General features: G+C 35.7%; 16 protein-coding genes. All 16 read right to left on the reverse strand.

The genetic code is table 11. The annotated features are described in order from the left end of the window. Positions 1–191: 191 nt before the first annotated feature. The gene (locus HMPREF1115_RS11360) at positions 192–1421 is read right to left on the reverse strand and encodes an MFS transporter (protein ID WP_001023982.1); all 1230 of its coding nucleotides are present in this window, start codon (positions 1419–1421) and stop codon (positions 192–194) included. Further along, a complete protein-coding gene (locus HMPREF1115_RS11365; RefSeq protein ID WP_000875128.1) occupies positions 1399–3732 on the reverse strand; it encodes a ThiF family adenylyltransferase in 2334 nt (777 codons plus the stop codon). Before HMPREF1115_RS11365 ends, HMPREF1115_RS11360 begins: the two co-directional genes overlap by 23 nt. A gap of 374 nt (positions 3733–4106) precedes the next feature. Continuing rightward, positions 4107–4982, reverse strand: a complete 876-nt coding sequence (locus HMPREF1115_RS11370) for an Rgg/GadR/MutR family transcriptional regulator (protein WP_000377941.1) — start codon at positions 4980–4982, stop codon at positions 4107–4109. A gap of 199 nt (positions 4983–5181) precedes the next feature. Continuing rightward, on the reverse strand, positions 5182–5454 hold the full coding sequence (locus tag HMPREF1115_RS11375) for a GIY-YIG nuclease family protein (RefSeq protein ID WP_000349632.1): 273 nt from the start codon (positions 5452–5454) through the stop codon (positions 5182–5184). Then, complete coding sequence (locus HMPREF1115_RS11380) at positions 5444–6193, reverse strand: tRNA1(Val) (adenine(37)-N6)-methyltransferase (RefSeq protein ID WP_000657014.1); 750 nt, start codon at positions 6191–6193, stop codon at positions 5444–5446. Before HMPREF1115_RS11380 ends, HMPREF1115_RS11375 begins: the two co-directional genes overlap by 11 nt. 53 nt (positions 6194–6246) lie before the next feature. Beyond that, complete coding sequence (locus tag HMPREF1115_RS11385) at positions 6247–6606, reverse strand: S1 RNA-binding domain-containing protein (RefSeq protein WP_000689618.1); 360 nt, start codon at positions 6604–6606, stop codon at positions 6247–6249. Between the two features lies 1 nt (position 6607). After that, the gene (locus tag HMPREF1115_RS11390; RefSeq protein ID WP_000338992.1) at positions 6608–8008 is read right to left on the reverse strand and encodes a bifunctional Cof-type HAD-IIB family hydrolase/peptidylprolyl isomerase; all 1401 of its coding nucleotides are present in this window, start codon (positions 8006–8008) and stop codon (positions 6608–6610) included. A 121-nt stretch (positions 8009–8129) separates the two neighbouring features. Further along, complete coding sequence (locus HMPREF1115_RS11395) at positions 8130–9233, reverse strand: glycosyl hydrolase family 8 (RefSeq protein ID WP_000856178.1); 1104 nt, start codon at positions 9231–9233, stop codon at positions 8130–8132. 8 nt (positions 9234–9241) lie between these two features. Further along, a complete protein-coding gene (locus HMPREF1115_RS11400) occupies positions 9242–10552 on the reverse strand; it encodes a glycosyltransferase family 2 protein (RefSeq protein ID WP_000625489.1) in 1311 nt (436 codons plus the stop codon). Between the two features lie 142 nt (positions 10553–10694). Next, a complete protein-coding gene (locus HMPREF1115_RS11405) occupies positions 10695–11474 on the reverse strand; it encodes a hypothetical protein (protein ID WP_000800621.1) in 780 nt (259 codons plus the stop codon). Between the two features lie 6 nt (positions 11475–11480). After that, positions 11481–12629, reverse strand: coding sequence for a non-hydrolyzing UDP-N-acetylglucosamine 2-epimerase (wecB, locus tag HMPREF1115_RS11410; RefSeq protein ID WP_000734432.1), 1149 nt, complete (start codon positions 12627–12629; stop codon positions 11481–11483). Positions 12630–13064: 435 nt separating this feature from the next. Then, positions 13065–13574, reverse strand: a complete 510-nt coding sequence (locus HMPREF1115_RS11415) for a GNAT family N-acetyltransferase (RefSeq protein WP_000450287.1) — start codon at positions 13572–13574, stop codon at positions 13065–13067. Positions 13575–13831: 257 nt separating this feature from the next. Further along, complete coding sequence (rpsR, locus tag HMPREF1115_RS11420) at positions 13832–14071, reverse strand: 30S ribosomal protein S18 (RefSeq protein ID WP_000068664.1); 240 nt, start codon at positions 14069–14071, stop codon at positions 13832–13834. A 31-nt stretch (positions 14072–14102) separates the two neighbouring features. Beyond that, on the reverse strand, positions 14103–14573 hold the full coding sequence (gene ssbA, locus HMPREF1115_RS11425; protein WP_000609597.1) for a single-stranded DNA-binding protein SsbA: 471 nt from the start codon (positions 14571–14573) through the stop codon (positions 14103–14105). An 11-nt stretch (positions 14574–14584) separates the two neighbouring features. Then, on the reverse strand, positions 14585–14875 hold the full coding sequence (gene rpsF, locus HMPREF1115_RS11430; RefSeq protein ID WP_001151781.1) for a 30S ribosomal protein S6: 291 nt from the start codon (positions 14873–14875) through the stop codon (positions 14585–14587). 132 nt (positions 14876–15007) lie between these two features. After that, positions 15008–16216, reverse strand: coding sequence for an MFS transporter (locus HMPREF1115_RS11435; RefSeq protein WP_000476123.1), 1209 nt, complete (start codon positions 16214–16216; stop codon positions 15008–15010). Positions 16217–16328 lie beyond the last annotated feature (112 nt).

The raw sequence follows: 16328 nt of genomic DNA on the forward strand, positions 1-16328 counted from the left end.
CTATTTTTACAAAAGTAAGAGGAGTAACTTTGAGTCAACGTGTTTTTATACAATTCTCAAAAAGACTTTACTTCTTTGGAGTTCTCTTTGACAGTGAAATTAGTGTCGTATAAAGCGAAATAGCGATGCATGATGGGATTTGCAAGGCATTTTGTACAATTGAGTTTTAAATCTAGTAAAAAGGAGCAAACCTATACTTTCTCATTGGTCAATTTAAATGTTAATAATAAAACTATAAAAGCGAAGATTGAGTATAACAGCCAAGCTGATTGAATAGCAAATAAACTAAAAATAGTAAAAATAATATTCCCAATTGGCATAGCCAGCATAAAAAGCAAAGATAAAAATGCACCACTTCTTGCTAAAAGCTCGCTAGGAAGCGAAGACATCAAGAGACTATTTATTTTGGGATTAATTTTTCCGCTTAAGTAAAATAAAAACGCTAGTCCAATCATAGATAAAACTTGCGGACCCCTAAAACTATTATTTAACGATATAGCAAAAATGATAATTGAATCTAAAAATATTATTGAAATGAGAGGTAATTTTGAAAAATAATCATGAGGACTTATCGTTCCTATAATACTAAAAAATACCATTATAATCTGTAATATAAACACTGACTGACTAAATGTTAATCCAAAAAGAGACTCTTTTAAAAAAGATATATTATATATAGCTGAAAAACCACTACCTAAAGCATTAATAAGTAAAATAGATAGTAACATTAATGTGAAATTTGTCTTTTCAGACTTTTGAAAAACTTCTTTTAAACCTAAATAAGTTTCTTTAATTTTTAAAACAAATGATTTTTGATATATCTCCACATTAGCATGCAATAAAAACTTTTTGTATTTAATTAGTATAAATGATGATGCAAAGAACGATAAAGCATTAAAAACTGCGACAAGGCCAAAATTATCATTTGAAATTGTCAACACATATACGCCTAAGGCTTGACCAGAAAAATTACAAACATATGAGATAAACTGATTTACAGAATGCGCTTCTATTAGATTTTCTTGTTTAACTGTATGTTGAAAAATAGGGAGCTCTAGCCCACCTCTATAGTCACTAATAATATCTGAGACTATATTGATTAAACATATTATAGAAAATGCCAACCAAGTTGTAGTCTGAGTCAATAATCCAACTAATATGAACAAAATAGATTGAACGAATCCCAGTAAAATCAACCACCTCCTTTTTAATTTTGTCTCATCAGCCTTTATTCCTATAAATAATGTAAAAAATACAGGAATTAAGACAATAATATTAGCAATGCCTACAGCTAATTTGTTATTAGGCATAGTAGCAGCAAAAGATACAAAAACTAGATTATACATAGATGAACCCAATTTATTAAAAAATGCAGATATAGCTAAAGCTCTAAAAGATTTATTTTCCCTTAAAATATTCATCTTTCATTTCCTCCAAAAAATAATTATTTAAAAAATTATTTATTTCAGATACATAGGATTCTATTAAACTCTCAATTTCTATATTAAACTCATCCTTTATTGAGTCAATAGTGAATGTTGAAATAGATGCTATAATAGAAATTATTTCTCCAAATGAATAATTAAGTTTTTTAGAATATTTATAAATACCCAAAGCAATAATATCCGAAAACACTGCATCATAGGCATAAAAATGCTTTGAATACAGCATGCTATAGTCAATGAAGTTGTACTGTGTGTATTCTAGTAATTCTGGAAGTAAACCAATTGAGTTAAAAAACTCTGACTTAATCTTCAAAATATCCTCTATAGAAGAATTTTTACTTAAAATCAAAACATTATAATCAATTTGACAAAATACATATTGGTAAAAAGATTTTCTAAAAAATACTGATAATTTTTCCTGACTATCGGCAACAAATAACTCACCTAATTTTGCAAAAATTTCCCAAAAGCTTTTAGGAATTTTATATAATTCATCTAGATGTAATCGTTCTTTAAACAAATCATAAGAATATGCATGCATCAGCTCATGGGATAATCTCATTACCCCCATAAAATTTTCTTGATATGTCATTATTATTTTCGATGTCTTTGTATATGGGTTATAGAGAGTAAAATTCTTATGAGTTTTGCCTGCTCTTTTTTCACAATCGATAAATCCATTGTTACGATAATTTTCAACAAAATTGAAAAATTCTTTATCGTCTATAGCTCTTAAAATCAGCTCAAAAGCATCAGTAGCTACTATCTTTTCCGATTCTAAAAATTCAAATTCCAAAAAATCATATTTATCAAGATTCTTAGTATTAATAGAAACTTTAAGATTTTTAGAAATCAACTCAATAAAGTCGAAGCCATATCGTGTTTTTAATTGCCGTGATATATTTTCTATAAATATTTTTCTCTTATCTAAGAGACTGTTATATACATCTTTGAATTTAGGAGAGAAGATAAAATTTTTATAATCTAATAAAATATCATCGAATATAGGGATATTATGTCTAAACTTAGAGTAATTTACAATTGGAATCCCATTTGTCTTATAGTAATCAGCTTTTAATGTTTCTAGTTTCAGAATTTCCGACCTAAAGTGGTCTTCAATAGCATCTCCATAAATTCTATTAAAAAGAAGATCTAGATGGTTATTGAGATATTTATAATTTTGATTAGTAATATCTGTACAGAAAGTCAGATATGTATAGTAATTAAACTCGAAGACTCTTTTTATTATTTCTTCTTTATCGAAATCTGTTGCATGCTGTAAAATATACTCTATCTTCAATATTTCTTGTTCAATATTCCTAAATATATATCTTTTTTCAAATTCATTAAGATTTAAATATCTCAAATTTTGAGTATAGATAGTGTTTAATCTAAAATTAAAAAATAATATGTCATCAACTTTAAGATAAAAACTTTTAATGAGGGTATTAAAGGCTAAAGATGCACTCATGAGCCCTTTTGCTATCGTTCCTGTATTATGGGATATAAACTGTGTTTTCAAGAGATAAGGTTGTTCATTAAAATAACTCAAGAATACTTGTTGATTCTCTTTAGTTATATGATATACAATTAATTCTTCTTGAGAATATCCTGTCAAAAACAGAGTATAATTATATTTAGGCAATTTAGAGATTAATAATTTTATTAAATTACCAGTTGAATCATCAGCACAACAAAATATAATATCTGGTTTTATATCATACAGATTCTTTTCAATATTATCAACCGAAAGATAATCATCGATCGTTTCTTTTATACTACTAATTTTTTCTCGAAGTGCCTTAGTTTTTAATTGTCCAACATCAGATATAGAATACCCTAGTTGTGCAGTAATATTCTTTAATTCAACACTATCGCCATCAATAACTACAATATTTTTAAAACCAAATTTATCTAATTCATAAACAAGAGGTGCCCCGACAGTTCCAAGACCAATTATTAATATTTTCTTATCAATTATAGATTTATACTGTAAATTAGGTTCAATATCGTTATGTAATGATAAAAATTGTATATTCCTAGATAATCGTTGATAATCATCCCATTCATCTTCATTAATTTCAAAAACAAGAGAGCTTTCTTTCAGAAGGTTATATATATCAATGTTATTATATGAAAAATTTTTATCTAAATATTTCATTTCCTCCCACAATTCTTTTATACAAGGAGAATGAATCACTTTCTCTCCCCCTTTACATGCAGGATACATAATTATATCTTTTTCTCTCTTGACGAAACCTCTTCCGGATTTTAGTATATATTTCATTTTAAATCTACTGAACACATATGCAAAAATTAAGAAAAAGTGGTAATAGCTATATACCACTTTTTCTTGTTCTTAGATTAACAAGCAATAAAGCAACCGCCATTACATACTTGTTCTTCTACTTCGATATCTTCGATAAACATATGCCTGTTCTCCTTTCGTTATGATATCTCAATTATAACTTACTTTTGTCACAAAATTAAAAAATTGAAGATATGAAATTTTTTAATAAATTAATTTCATATCTTCAATTTTGCTGAATTGATACAATTTTATGTTAGTATAACAGTCAAACTATTGATTAGGAGGATACAGCATGAAAAAAGTAATAGCCATTTTTCTCTCTATACAAACAATGGCGGTAATAGATATTATTATCTTTCCCCCTTTTGGTTAGTTCTTAGATATTGGAATAGTCTCTGTTCTAATATCTTAGAGAGACCTGATTGTTCTATTTTAGAAACATTTAAAATATATTGCTCAACTTCTTCAAAATTAACAGTATTTTCTATTAAGTAGGAGTATACTAAGACTAAAAAATTTAACAAAATTATTTCAAACGTATCAAATACATCAAGAATCATTCTTAACTGATTGACAAAAAAGTTGAAATGAGTTGTTAATCTCCGTTCTACTAACTCAGAAATTAAATTTAAATATGTATACTTTAAAGCCTTTCTAAAATCCAACAAGGGACTATAAATTTCTGAGCGTGATACCAGTTCTTTTCCTAAAAATAACAAATCTGTGTCAGATAGGAAAGGCATAGTATTCCCAAAAAGATGGATTTCATAAGCAGTCCAATCTTCAATATCAAATAAATAATTCGATAAAAATTTGCTATCATCTAGAGATAAAGTGAAATCTCTATCAATTAGATGAATAGCATTTTTTATCACCAAAGTATTTAATTTATCATATAACAATTGACTTTCTTTGTATTTGTCAAGTAGCTTAAGCAATGATTGTTTATCGTTTTCTGCTGATAGCTTCGAAATTTTATTCATAAGTAACTGATGTTGAGTAGGTTTATAATCTCTAAGAGCAAATCCAAATTCTGAAAATGTTAAATTAATACCTTCAATTACTTCTAACATCTTATCAGCAGAGAGCATAGTTTGGCCAGATTCAAATTTTGATAATTGAGAAACTGATAATTTATTTTTTGCAACATCCTTTTGTTTAACTTTTCTAGCAATTCTCAACTCTTTATAGAATTCACCTAATTTTAATAATTCATTAGAATCCATGTCATTATTCCTCCTTAGCGAACTCCGTCTCACAAAATATTATTATCATTCCAAAAAAGTCTATTATCTATGAACATATCTAAAATTTTAAGATGGATATCCATTAACAACTTTTAGTTTCGTATTATAGGAACCCGATAATTTTTAGAAGTGTTTATATTTTTACAATATTGATATTTTTATCTTCTTCAATCTCAAACTACCTTAGTAAATTTTTCTCTCGATTGTCATTTAGATAGCTTACTTTCTGTGGTCTTTTCTTGCGTTTGAGGAGAGCTTCGGCAGACATGGCTTCTTCCTTACTGGCAAAACCCTCTACATAGATGAGTTTGACTGGCAAGCGAGCTCGGGTATACTTGGCCCCCTTACCACTATTATGAACGGCAAGGCGCCTCTTCACATCCGTTGTATAGCCCGTATAGTAAGACCCGTCGCGGCACTCCACCACGTACATATAGGCTTTATGATCCATAGTAAATCTCTTGAATTTCTGGTGTATAGGAACCATCATCATTGTGAACGATGAGAGGTGGCAAGACCTTAAAGCCACTCGTCGAGCCATCCTTGATAGCTTCGATTAAGAGCATATTGGCCTCCTTCTCTCGTTTAGGATAGACAAATTGCAGGCGCTTGGGTGCCAAATTATGACGTTGAAGCATGTCCAAGATATCCAGGAGTCGATCTGGACGATGAACCATGGCCAAACGGCCATTAGACTTGAGAATACTCTGAGCACTTCGGCAGATTTCTTCTAGGTTAGTCGTAATTTCGTGTCTGGCCAGAAGGTAGTGCTCACTCTCGTTCAGATTAGAATGCGGATCCACCTTAAAATAAGGCGGATTACACAAAATCATATCCACCTTACTTCCCTGAATGTGGGCAGACATATTTTTCAAATCATCACAGATGACCTGCATCTGCTCTTCCAAGCCATTCAACTGAACCGAACGCTCTGCCATATCCGCCAAACGCTCCTGAATTTCTACAGAGAGAATTTTTGCCTTGGTACGACTACTTGCAAAAAGTCCAACTGCACCATTTCCAGCACAAAAGTCCACAATTAACCCCCGTTTAGGGAAGCGAGGAAAGCGTGACAAGAGAACACTATCCACCGAATAGCTAAACACCTCTCTATTTTGAATGATCTTGATATCTGTCGAAAAGAGCTGGTTGATTCGCTCTCCTGGTTTTAATAATTGTTCTTCTTTCATACTTTTATTATAACAAACAATGTTAATATTACAAATGTTTTAGATAATCGTATTTATGGCTTCTTCTTTAAATGCTCTAATGCCTCGCGCGTCCAAACAGGCATCATTCGAGCAAGGGGCGCAAAACCGTGCTTGATCCGATCATTTGAAAAACGTCTCCGTCTTGGTAATTGATGTTTTTCCTCCTCCAAGGTACGTATGGAAAGACTAGCCTTCCCAGTGTATTCGTCAAAATCCACCACCTGTACTTGGACTTCATCGCCAATTTTTAAAATGTCATAGATATTTTCAATAAATCCCGTCCGAATCTCCGAGATGTGAATCAGCCCTGTCACCCCTGTCTCTAACTCAACAAAGGCACCATAGGGCTGAATTCCTGTAATACGCCCAGTTAGCTTATCACCAATTTTCATTCTAGTCCTCAATTTCAATCGTTTCAATTACTACATCTTCAACTGGTTTGTCCATTGCACCAGTCTCAACAGCTGCAATGGTATCTAAGACAGCAAACGATTCTGCATCTACCAATTGCCCAAAAACAGTATGGCGACGGTCAAGGTGAGGAGTTCCACCTTGTTCTGCATAGATCTCAGCGATTGGTTCAGGCCAGCCACCACGCGCAATCTCTTTCTTAGAGTATGGCAAGTGTTGGTTTTGCACGATAAAGAACTGACTTCCATTGGTATTTGGACCCGCATTGGCCATAGAAAGGGCACCACGGATATTATAGAGTTCTTCAGAAAATTCATCTTCAAAAGAGTCGCCGTAGATTGATTCTCCCCCCATACCAGTACCAGTTGGGTCTCCACCTTGGATCATAAAATCCTTGATAATTCGGTGGAAAATCACACCATCATAGTAACCGTCTTTTGAAAGAGCAACAAAGTTAGCCACTGTTTTAGGGGCATGTTCAGGGAAGAGCTTGATACGCAAGTCTCCGTGATTTGTCTTAATGGTCGCAAGAGGGCCTTCTACTGTTTCAATTTCTACTTGTGGGAAATGCAATTCTTTTTCTACCATACCAAATCCTTCTAAGGCATCAAAAATGCCATCTTCTTCTACTGTTTTTGTAATATAATCTGCTTTTTCTTTGATCTTTTCGTGGGCAACACCCATAGCAATACTGATTCCAGCATAATCAAAGAGTTCCAAGTCATTGAGACCATCCCCAAAGACCATAACATTATCTGGTTTCAAGCCTAAATGGTCCACCACCTTGGCTACACCTGTGGCTTTTGAACCTGAAATAGGCACGATATCAGATGAATGTTCATGCCAACGCACCATGCGAAGTTTATCCGATAAAGACTCTGGCAAGCGCAAGGCATCTCCTTTATCTTCAAAGGTCCACATCTGATAAATCTCTACTTTTTCATGGAAGTCTGGATCCACATCCAAGTTTGGATAAATGGGATCAATAGCCTCACTGATCAGTTCTGTTCGAGTGGAGAGTTTAGCGTCATGACTGCCAACCAAGCCATATTCAATTCCCTCTCGCTTGGTCCAAGAGACATACTCCTCAACATCTAACTTCTCAATCTGATGCTGATAAATGACCTGGCCTTTTTTATCTTCAATATAGGCCCCATTTAGGGTTACAAAAAAGTCCGGCTTGAGCTCACGAATCTCTGGAACAACACCAAAAATGCCACGACCAGAGGCAATTCCTGTTAAAATTCCTTTTTCACGCAACTGTTTAAAGACAGTGGGAATTGTAGCTGGAATAAAACCTGTCTTTGACGTACGCAAGGTATCATCGATATCAAAAAAGACGATTTTGATCTTCTTTGCCTTATATTTTAATTTCGCATCCATCTCTCTACCTCTTTTCCATCACTCTTCCATTATACCATAAAGCTGATGAAATTCCTTTTTTGGAAAAAGATGAAAATCCTATCAAAAAGAGAGCTAGTAAAACTAGCCCTCTCTTTTCATCCTAGAACATCTCTAGAGCAATCATGGTAATCATCGTTGCATCATAGTAGTTGTCCAAAGGTAAATCTTGTGTGAAAATGTATTTATTTTGCTGAAGAAGTTTCAGATAGCCTTCTCCCTTGTCAGATGCATAGGTAATCGGTGCCAAAAAACTACCTGCCTGGTATTGATTGAGGGCCGTTCCGTTCAAGTCATATCCAGCATAAATGCGTTGCTCTTTCATAAAGAAATCCATCATCTTTTGAACGAGTTTTTGGCTTCTTTCATCCTGGCTCTGTGACAGGTGATAAGGCAAACGACAAGCATTATAAGAATAAGCCCCATCGTATTGAGATTCGATAGTGTTGGCATCAACAAGACGTGCCCCTGACTTCTCAGCCCAGATAAAGTCTGGCAAGAGACCCGTATCAGAATGAGAACTGATTTGCTCTAGTTGGCCAAGCATCTTATCCTTAACATCTAACCACTGTTTGTTTCCAGTCAGGTCATAAAAAGACTGGAAATAGTGGGGAAGAGTATCAGATGTCCGCATCAAGTAATAATAATCAGAATCCTTGTTTGCCCAGTTTCCTACTGTTAAAACACCTGTCTCTTCATTGTAATTGTATTTAAGGATATCATCCAATATTTTTTTAGCTTGCGCTTGGTATTCCTGCGCCTTATCCGGCCACTGCTTGGCAGCTTCAATCAAAGAATAAGCGATGTAGAGATCACCATCGGTTGCATTTTGCTTCTCAACCGTTTCGCTACCATTTGTGATCACTTGCTTCCAAGACATCAACTGCGTTCCCTCGATACGATGATTTTGGTAATAGCGATAAAGGCTATCATAATCTGCTTGACTCGCTTGCCCTTTTTGGGCTGCTAAAACCGTTATGAGCATGCCATAACTTTGAGCTTCAGATAGAACTGTTGTCTCCTCCGAATCATTCGTCGTACGAACATAAGATTGATCGCCTTTTGTAACAAGGAACTGTTGGCTCCATTGGCTGTAAATTCGATTACGCATCTCGATTTTAGTCCTTCCTCTTGCTAAAAACAAGGCTAAACAAAAGATAGAAAGGATGAGCACAAACCAGACATATTTTAATTTATTCGTTTTCATAAATCCTCCTATCCTGCAAATCGCTTAGTTTTAACCCACTTGGTTTCTTTTCGTCGGAGTACTTTATCCAGCACGATTGAAGAAATGGAATCAACGGATACAACGATAAACATCTGTGCGTAAGAGAAATATGCTGCCAAGGCTAACCAGATTTGTTTTGTCGTCGCTTGTCCAAATTGACTTGCCAATGCTGTCATAATTTGCATCAAATAGAGACCAATCATGAGTATCCAGTTAAAAAGCATGAGCTGTGCAATGTAGATATTGTCCGCATCAAAAGCAAATGGAACCCTGACATCTGGGAAGAAAAGATTAAGGCAGATTGCTAGCACATTCGCTAGGAAAATCAAATCTGATAGAACTATGGCAAAGTTAAACCAAAAGAAAACACACGAATAGTTAAAAACTTCTAATTTAACACGCCAGTTTGCTCTGCCAAATAAATGCTTAAAGTTTGATAGAACAACCTCATAATTTCCTTTCGCCCAACGTTTACGTTGCATATAGTAACTCTTTAAGGTTTCAGGTTCTTGTTGGAAAGCCTCTGAATTATAGGCAAGGGCAATCAATTTACCACTCTGCATGATTTTGAAGGAAATATCTGTATCCTCGGTTAAGGCACCATTTTTCCAACCACCAATACTCTTTACAAAGTCGGTTTGAATGATAAAGTTGGTCCCTGGGATACGCCCAATTTTAAAGAGATGCCACATCCCAACGTGGTGCACGCGCTGAGTAACAACGATTTCTTGGTTGATACAACGAGTCAAGAAATTTTGGTTGGCGTTTCGAGTCTTGTTGCGACCGAAAGATGCCACGTGACGTTCTGGGTCCTTCATCACTTCTTTCACAAGGAAATAAAGAGCATTTTTTTCAGGCATGGCATCCGCATCATAGACACAGATGTATTCACCTGTTGCCATCTCCAAAGCATCGTTTAGAACACCAGCTTTTCCTCCCGTACCAGTACGGTCGATAATAGTCAGATTTCTTTCTGCATATTCAGGCATGGCTTGTACAGACAAACATTCTGCATAGGTGTTATCCGAACAGTTATCCGCAAACAGGAGTAACTCCACACGATCGTGAGGATAATTCATGTCCAAGATGGCTTTTGCTGTTTGGGCAATAACCACATCCTCATTATGAGCAGGAACAACAATGGTAACCTTCGGGTAATAAGGTAGCGGCGAGGTATCCACACGAAAATCACTGTGTTTAAACCAAAAGTGTACTGCCGAAAAGAGAATTACCAAGCCCCAAGCTAGAGAAATCCAAATTGTAAGCAAGGTAAAAATCATTAACATTTGACTAATCATGATTCACCGCCTTAAAATTTTTGTTCACTCGATGGTAAAGAATATTGTATGCAATAAATAGTATGATAAAACAAATGCCAAAGGCGAGACTGAGTCCCAAAGCAATACCAAAAAATAGTTCGGTTAAAGTCATGTTTCCCTCCTAATATTCTACAATTACATCTGTCTCTAGTTGACGTTTGAGATGACTGGCTACATCTGCGTAGTCTTGGTATTTATCTTTATTATCAGAGTTAATCACCAAATAGCCTGTTTGGAACTGAATTTCTTGATTACCTTCTTCTCCATGAAAAACTAAACTGCTTAGTTTCTCCTGCAAACCATTCAAATAAAGTTGCTTCAAAGAATCTTGACTACTATTAGATAAAACAAGAAAATTACCATCTGAAACGTAATAAAGCTTATCATTGTAACTCAATTCCTGAGCAATTACCTCTTGAATACGACTGAGCATCTGGTTATGTTCTTTCGGTTTAATCTGGAAGAACAAATCTTCATGTGCCCAATGAATCAATAGGGATTGTACCGTCACATCACTTTGCTCAGTTACCATAGCTTGGTAATCTGCTTGAGCTTCGTCTTCCTGTTCTTGGACCTTTGAGGTCGCCTTGAAGAAATAATAACGAACCTTAAGTAGAATCCCAATCAAAAGAGGAAAACTGATTAATAAGAAGACCAGTTGAATGATTGGGATATAAACCACACCCGCAACCAAAACGATAAGTCCAAAACCAAATGCTAAGATAAGGGTCCAAGTAAGCAAAAGGTCAGATAATACCAACACTGCAAACAAGGCTAAAGCTAAAAACAAGATTTGTTCTAAAATGATTGCTCGAGCATACAAAAAACAAAGCACCAAAAGAATGACCTCACAAGCAAGCAAAGCCATAAGCCAGTTTTTAAATTGACTCCAATTTTTCATTTTATCTTATTCCCCCCCTTTGAATTCAGATACAGAAGTCGCTGCCCCAAAGTACTGTTGAATGGATTGTACGATTCGTTCAGAAGCTCTTCCATCTCCATAAGGATTTGGTGCATGAGACATTTGTCTATAAAGAGTTTCATCTGTTAAGAGTGCTGCCATCGCTTCTTTCACACATACTGGATCCGTACCAACTAGCTTCAAAGTACCTGCTCTTACTCCTTCTGGACGTTCCGTCGTGTCACGAAGGACAAGGACAGGTTTGCCGAGAGAAGGCGCCTCTTCCTGAACACCTCCAGAGTCAGTCATGATAAAATAACTTCTTGAAGCCAAATTATGAAAATCAAGTACATCTAAAGGCTCAATCAAGTGAATACGATCGTGACCAGCTAAGATATCTTTTGCTGCTTCTTGCACAGCAGGGCTAAGGTGAACAGGATAAACAACTTCAATTTCCTGATGAAGATCGACCATCTCACGTAAAGCTGCAAAGACATTTCTCATTGGTTGACCTTGATTCTCACGACGGTGCATGGTTACCAATACAAGTTTCTTATCTGGATCCAATTGATCTAGAACTTCATGATAGTAATCCGATTGAACGGTTAGTTTCAAGGCATCAATTGCTGTATTTCCCGTAATGACAATAGCAGACTCAGGATGATTTTCCTTGAGGAGATTTTCTTTACTCTCACTAGTTGGAGCAAAATAGAGATCCGCAAGGTTATCTGTCATCTGACGATTCATTTCTTCTGGGAAAGGAGAATACTTATCAAAGGTCCTTAGACCAGCTTCAACGTGGCCGATACGTACCTGATTATAGAAAGCAACTAAACTGGCTGCAAAAGTTGTTGTTGTATCTCCATGAACAAGAATCATATCTGGAAGTTCTTGCTTAACAACTGGATCAAACTTTTCTAAAATTTTTCCAGTAATATCTAAAAGAGATTGATTCTTCCCCATAATATCCAAGTCATAATGTGGCTCAATGCGAAACGTTTCAAGAACTTGGTCCAGCATTTGACGATGCTGAGCTGTCACAACTGTGATTGTCTCAATACTGTCACTATGTTTTTGCAATTCCAGCACTAAAGGGGCCATTTTAATAGCTTCTGGTCGTGTTCCAAAAACAACCATCACTTTCAGTTTCTTCATTATGCTATCCTTCTACTATAATAAAATTTGACACATCAGATTAATCTTTATATCGAATTATTGCGCAAATCAATTAATTTGATTATCTTAATTATTTTGCCGTCAATTAATTTATATGTCAAATTTTTTCCAAATTATATTATTTCATTTAATTTAATTTTAACAATTTGTAACCTTTTTGTAATAATTTTATTTACAACCTTTGAAAAGCCTTATTTTAGGAAATTTTAAGACTTTTCAAAAGAATCCGTATTTAAAAAAACTAAACCTTATATGTTTTTTTTGATATTTATATTTGTATTGATATTTCAAACAATTATATTTTATCACTTTGAGGAATAAATCAAACAATTTCAAACAAAAAATTCCTTTTTCGAATGAAAAAGGAGGTTACGACTTCTTGCCATTTTAAAGTTAAACCTTATAAGATCTATCTTAAATCAAATTTTTTGACAGATATAAAACAAGGTCACCGATATCTTCACAAGTAGCATCCATAGCCGATCTGTGATTTTGATACCAGACGCCCGAACCATCTGGAATATAACCTCGTTTGATGTACAATCTCTGGGCAGGTCCATACCCTGAATGGAGCCCAACACCAAGGGTAACCTTATCCGATATGAGCTTAACTCGATTTTCTGCCTCTTCCATCAAGAAGTTTCCAATACCTTGATTTTGAAAGGGCTCAAAGACATTAAAATCTGAGAGTTCTGGATAGATTTCTGCAAAAGGCCCCTGCTTAGCGCAAGGCAAAATTGTGACATAACCCGCTAAAGCACCCCCAACCTCTGCAACTAAGACTTCTCTCTCCCCACATTCTTGTTCAAGAAAATACCTAGCCAAAATTTCTTCTCTACCCGGCCAACCTTGATTGGTAAAACCTTGGGATAGTTCTTTAACATCAGATGTTTGCATTTTTCTAATCAGACATGTTGTTTCCATAAGGTACTCCTTAAAAGCCTTCTTCCACTATTATAGCACGATAATAGAGATTAAAAGAAAAAACCTAGTAAGACAAAAGAATCTTACTAGGTCAAAAGGGACTCCTTTCTAACAAAGTCCTGGAAAAGTCTGAAAAAAGGACCACTGGATCCAACTCGCTCTCTCGTTTCAAAGCTCGTGAAAAAAAGACCCTTATGGGGCTTAATTCGCTTTCTTATTTCCGAGCTCATGAAAAAGAGGTCCACTGGACCTCTTTTTTAATCTTCGTTTACGAAAGGCATCAAAGCCATTACGCGAGCGCGTTTGATAGCTGTTGTTACTTTACGTTGGTTTTTAGCTGAAGTTCCTGTTACACGACGAGGAAGGATTTTCCCACGTTCTGAAACGAAACGGCTAAGAAGCTCAGTATCTTTGTAATCAACATATTCAATTTTGTTTGCTGCGATGTAATCAACTTTTTTACGGCGTTTGAATCCGCCACGACGTTGTTGAGCCATGTTTTTTCTCCTTTATAGTATTAATTGTCCATTAGAATGGTAAATCATCATCTGAAATGTCCAATGGATTGGTTGCTCCAAATGGATTTTCAGAACGTGAAAAGTCTGGTACTGGGTTTGCAGATGCTGATTGACCAGCAGTTGGTGCAGAATATGCTCCACCTGTATGTCCTTCACGCACTCCGCGGCTTTCCAACATTTGGAAATTCTCAGCCACGACTTCTGTTACGTAGACACGTTGTCCTTGCTGGTTATCGTAACTACGAGTCTGGATACGACCTGTGATCCCGATAAGAGAGCCTTTTTTAGCCCAGTTAGCAAGATTTTCAGCCTGTTGGCGCCACATAACGACATTGATGAAATCAGCCTCACGTTCGCCATTTTGACTCTTGAATGTACGGTTTACTGCAAGAGTAAAAGTCGCAACTGCTACATTTGATGGGGTATAACGCAACTCAGCGTCACGTGTCATACGCCCTACAAGTACAACATTGTTAATCATAATTTACCTTCTTACGCGTCAAGTTTGACGATCATGTGACGAAGAATGTCAGCGTTGATTTTTGAAAGACGGTCAAACTCTTTAAGAGCTGCGTCGTCGTTTGCTTCAACGTTAACGATGTGGTAAAGTCCTTCAAGGAAATCTTGGATTTCGTATGCAAGACGACGTTTTTCCCATGATTTTGATTCAACAACAGTTGCACCGTTGTCAGTCAAGATAGAGTCAAAACGTGCTACCAAAGCGTTTTTCGCTTCTTCTTCAATGTTTGGACGAATGATATAAAGAATTTCGTATTTAGCCATTGATATGTTCCTCCTTTTGGTCTAATGACCCCTAGTCTTTGCAAGGGGTAAGTGAGGTTTGCTCACAATAAACTATTATACTAGAAATACTAGTAGATAGCAAGAGAAAAAAGATAAAAATGAAAAATAACTCTATTGATTAGAAATAACATTCTCTTTCAGTTCTAAAGCTCTGGCCATCTCTTTCAAAATGAAAAATAGTGAAAAGGCGACTATTACTAAAAAGAATCCTAAGTAAATAAAGGCTTCTACAAAACCTAGAGCATCAATCAGCCACCCCGTCAGAGGAAAAATAACAATCATACTCAGGCTGAACATCATGGAGTAGACACTTAGCATGGTTGCACGTACCTCACTTGGGAGTCGCTTTTGTAAATCGTTGTCAAAAATCGGTTGAAAGAGAGCATATAAGGCGTTACTAATCAAATAAATGAAAATATAAATCAGTGGCGTACCAAAGTAGGAAAGTAAGTAGGTCACTCCCGTTAAGAGTACAAGAATTGGAAAGATCTTTAAGGCTGCATACTTCTTTCCAATCTTACTCGCTAGATAAACTGCCCAGATATTTAAAACACTGCCGATTAACATGACCATCGAAATCTGCCATCCTTCTAAGTCCGGCAGTTGATTTTGATAGTAAAAATAAAACATGCACATCAGTGTCCCGATGATTTGGGGCAGAAGCATCCAACCAAAAAGACTGGGATTTCTCTGCAGCTCCTCTTTGACAGTCCACATAATCCTTTTCATGGTCAGACGCTCAGATTTTTGCGCTTTAACACTAGGCTCTTTTAGCATCCAAGTTAAGAATAGGACAATTATAGAAGTGGCAATCATGATATAGTAGGTCAAGTGCAATTGACCATGGACAAAAAATCCCGCTAAAACGGTCCCCAAAGACCGAGTTCCTTCTGCTACTCCTGACATAAAACTTGAGATAGACAAGTAGCGCTCTTTTAATCCAGCCTCCACGGCCGAATCATAAACCATGGCTGCACTCGTGCCCGAATCAAAATTATATGACAAGGCACTCACCACCATCGCGAGGGCATAAATCCAAAAATTACCTTGCCCTACTAACATGAGAATAGAAGATACTATCCCAGCAATCCGACTGAGATAAAGATTGGTTTTATATGAATAGCGGTCAGCTAACATGCCAGAGGGAATTTCACAAATGACACTGGTGGCATGAAAAATGCTTTCCAATAAGCCGACCTGCCAAAGTGACATCCCATTTTGACTGAGAAATAAAATCCAAAAGCTAGTTATGCCTAGAAAGGCAAAAAATTCCACTCCAGCCATGAGACCGATATTCTTCCGATAATTTGGTTTAAACATCATTTCTCCTTTAACAAGTGTATATATCCTTGTGTCTGTCACTTGTTAGTCCTAACTTTACATGTTTCTCACCTCTTCCTTCAAGTATTATGGTGTTTTGAAAAAACGCCTA

This window comes from Streptococcus oralis SK610 (genome assembly GCF_000257455.1).
Classification (GTDB): domain Bacteria; phylum Bacillota; class Bacilli; order Lactobacillales; family Streptococcaceae; genus Streptococcus; species Streptococcus oralis_CB.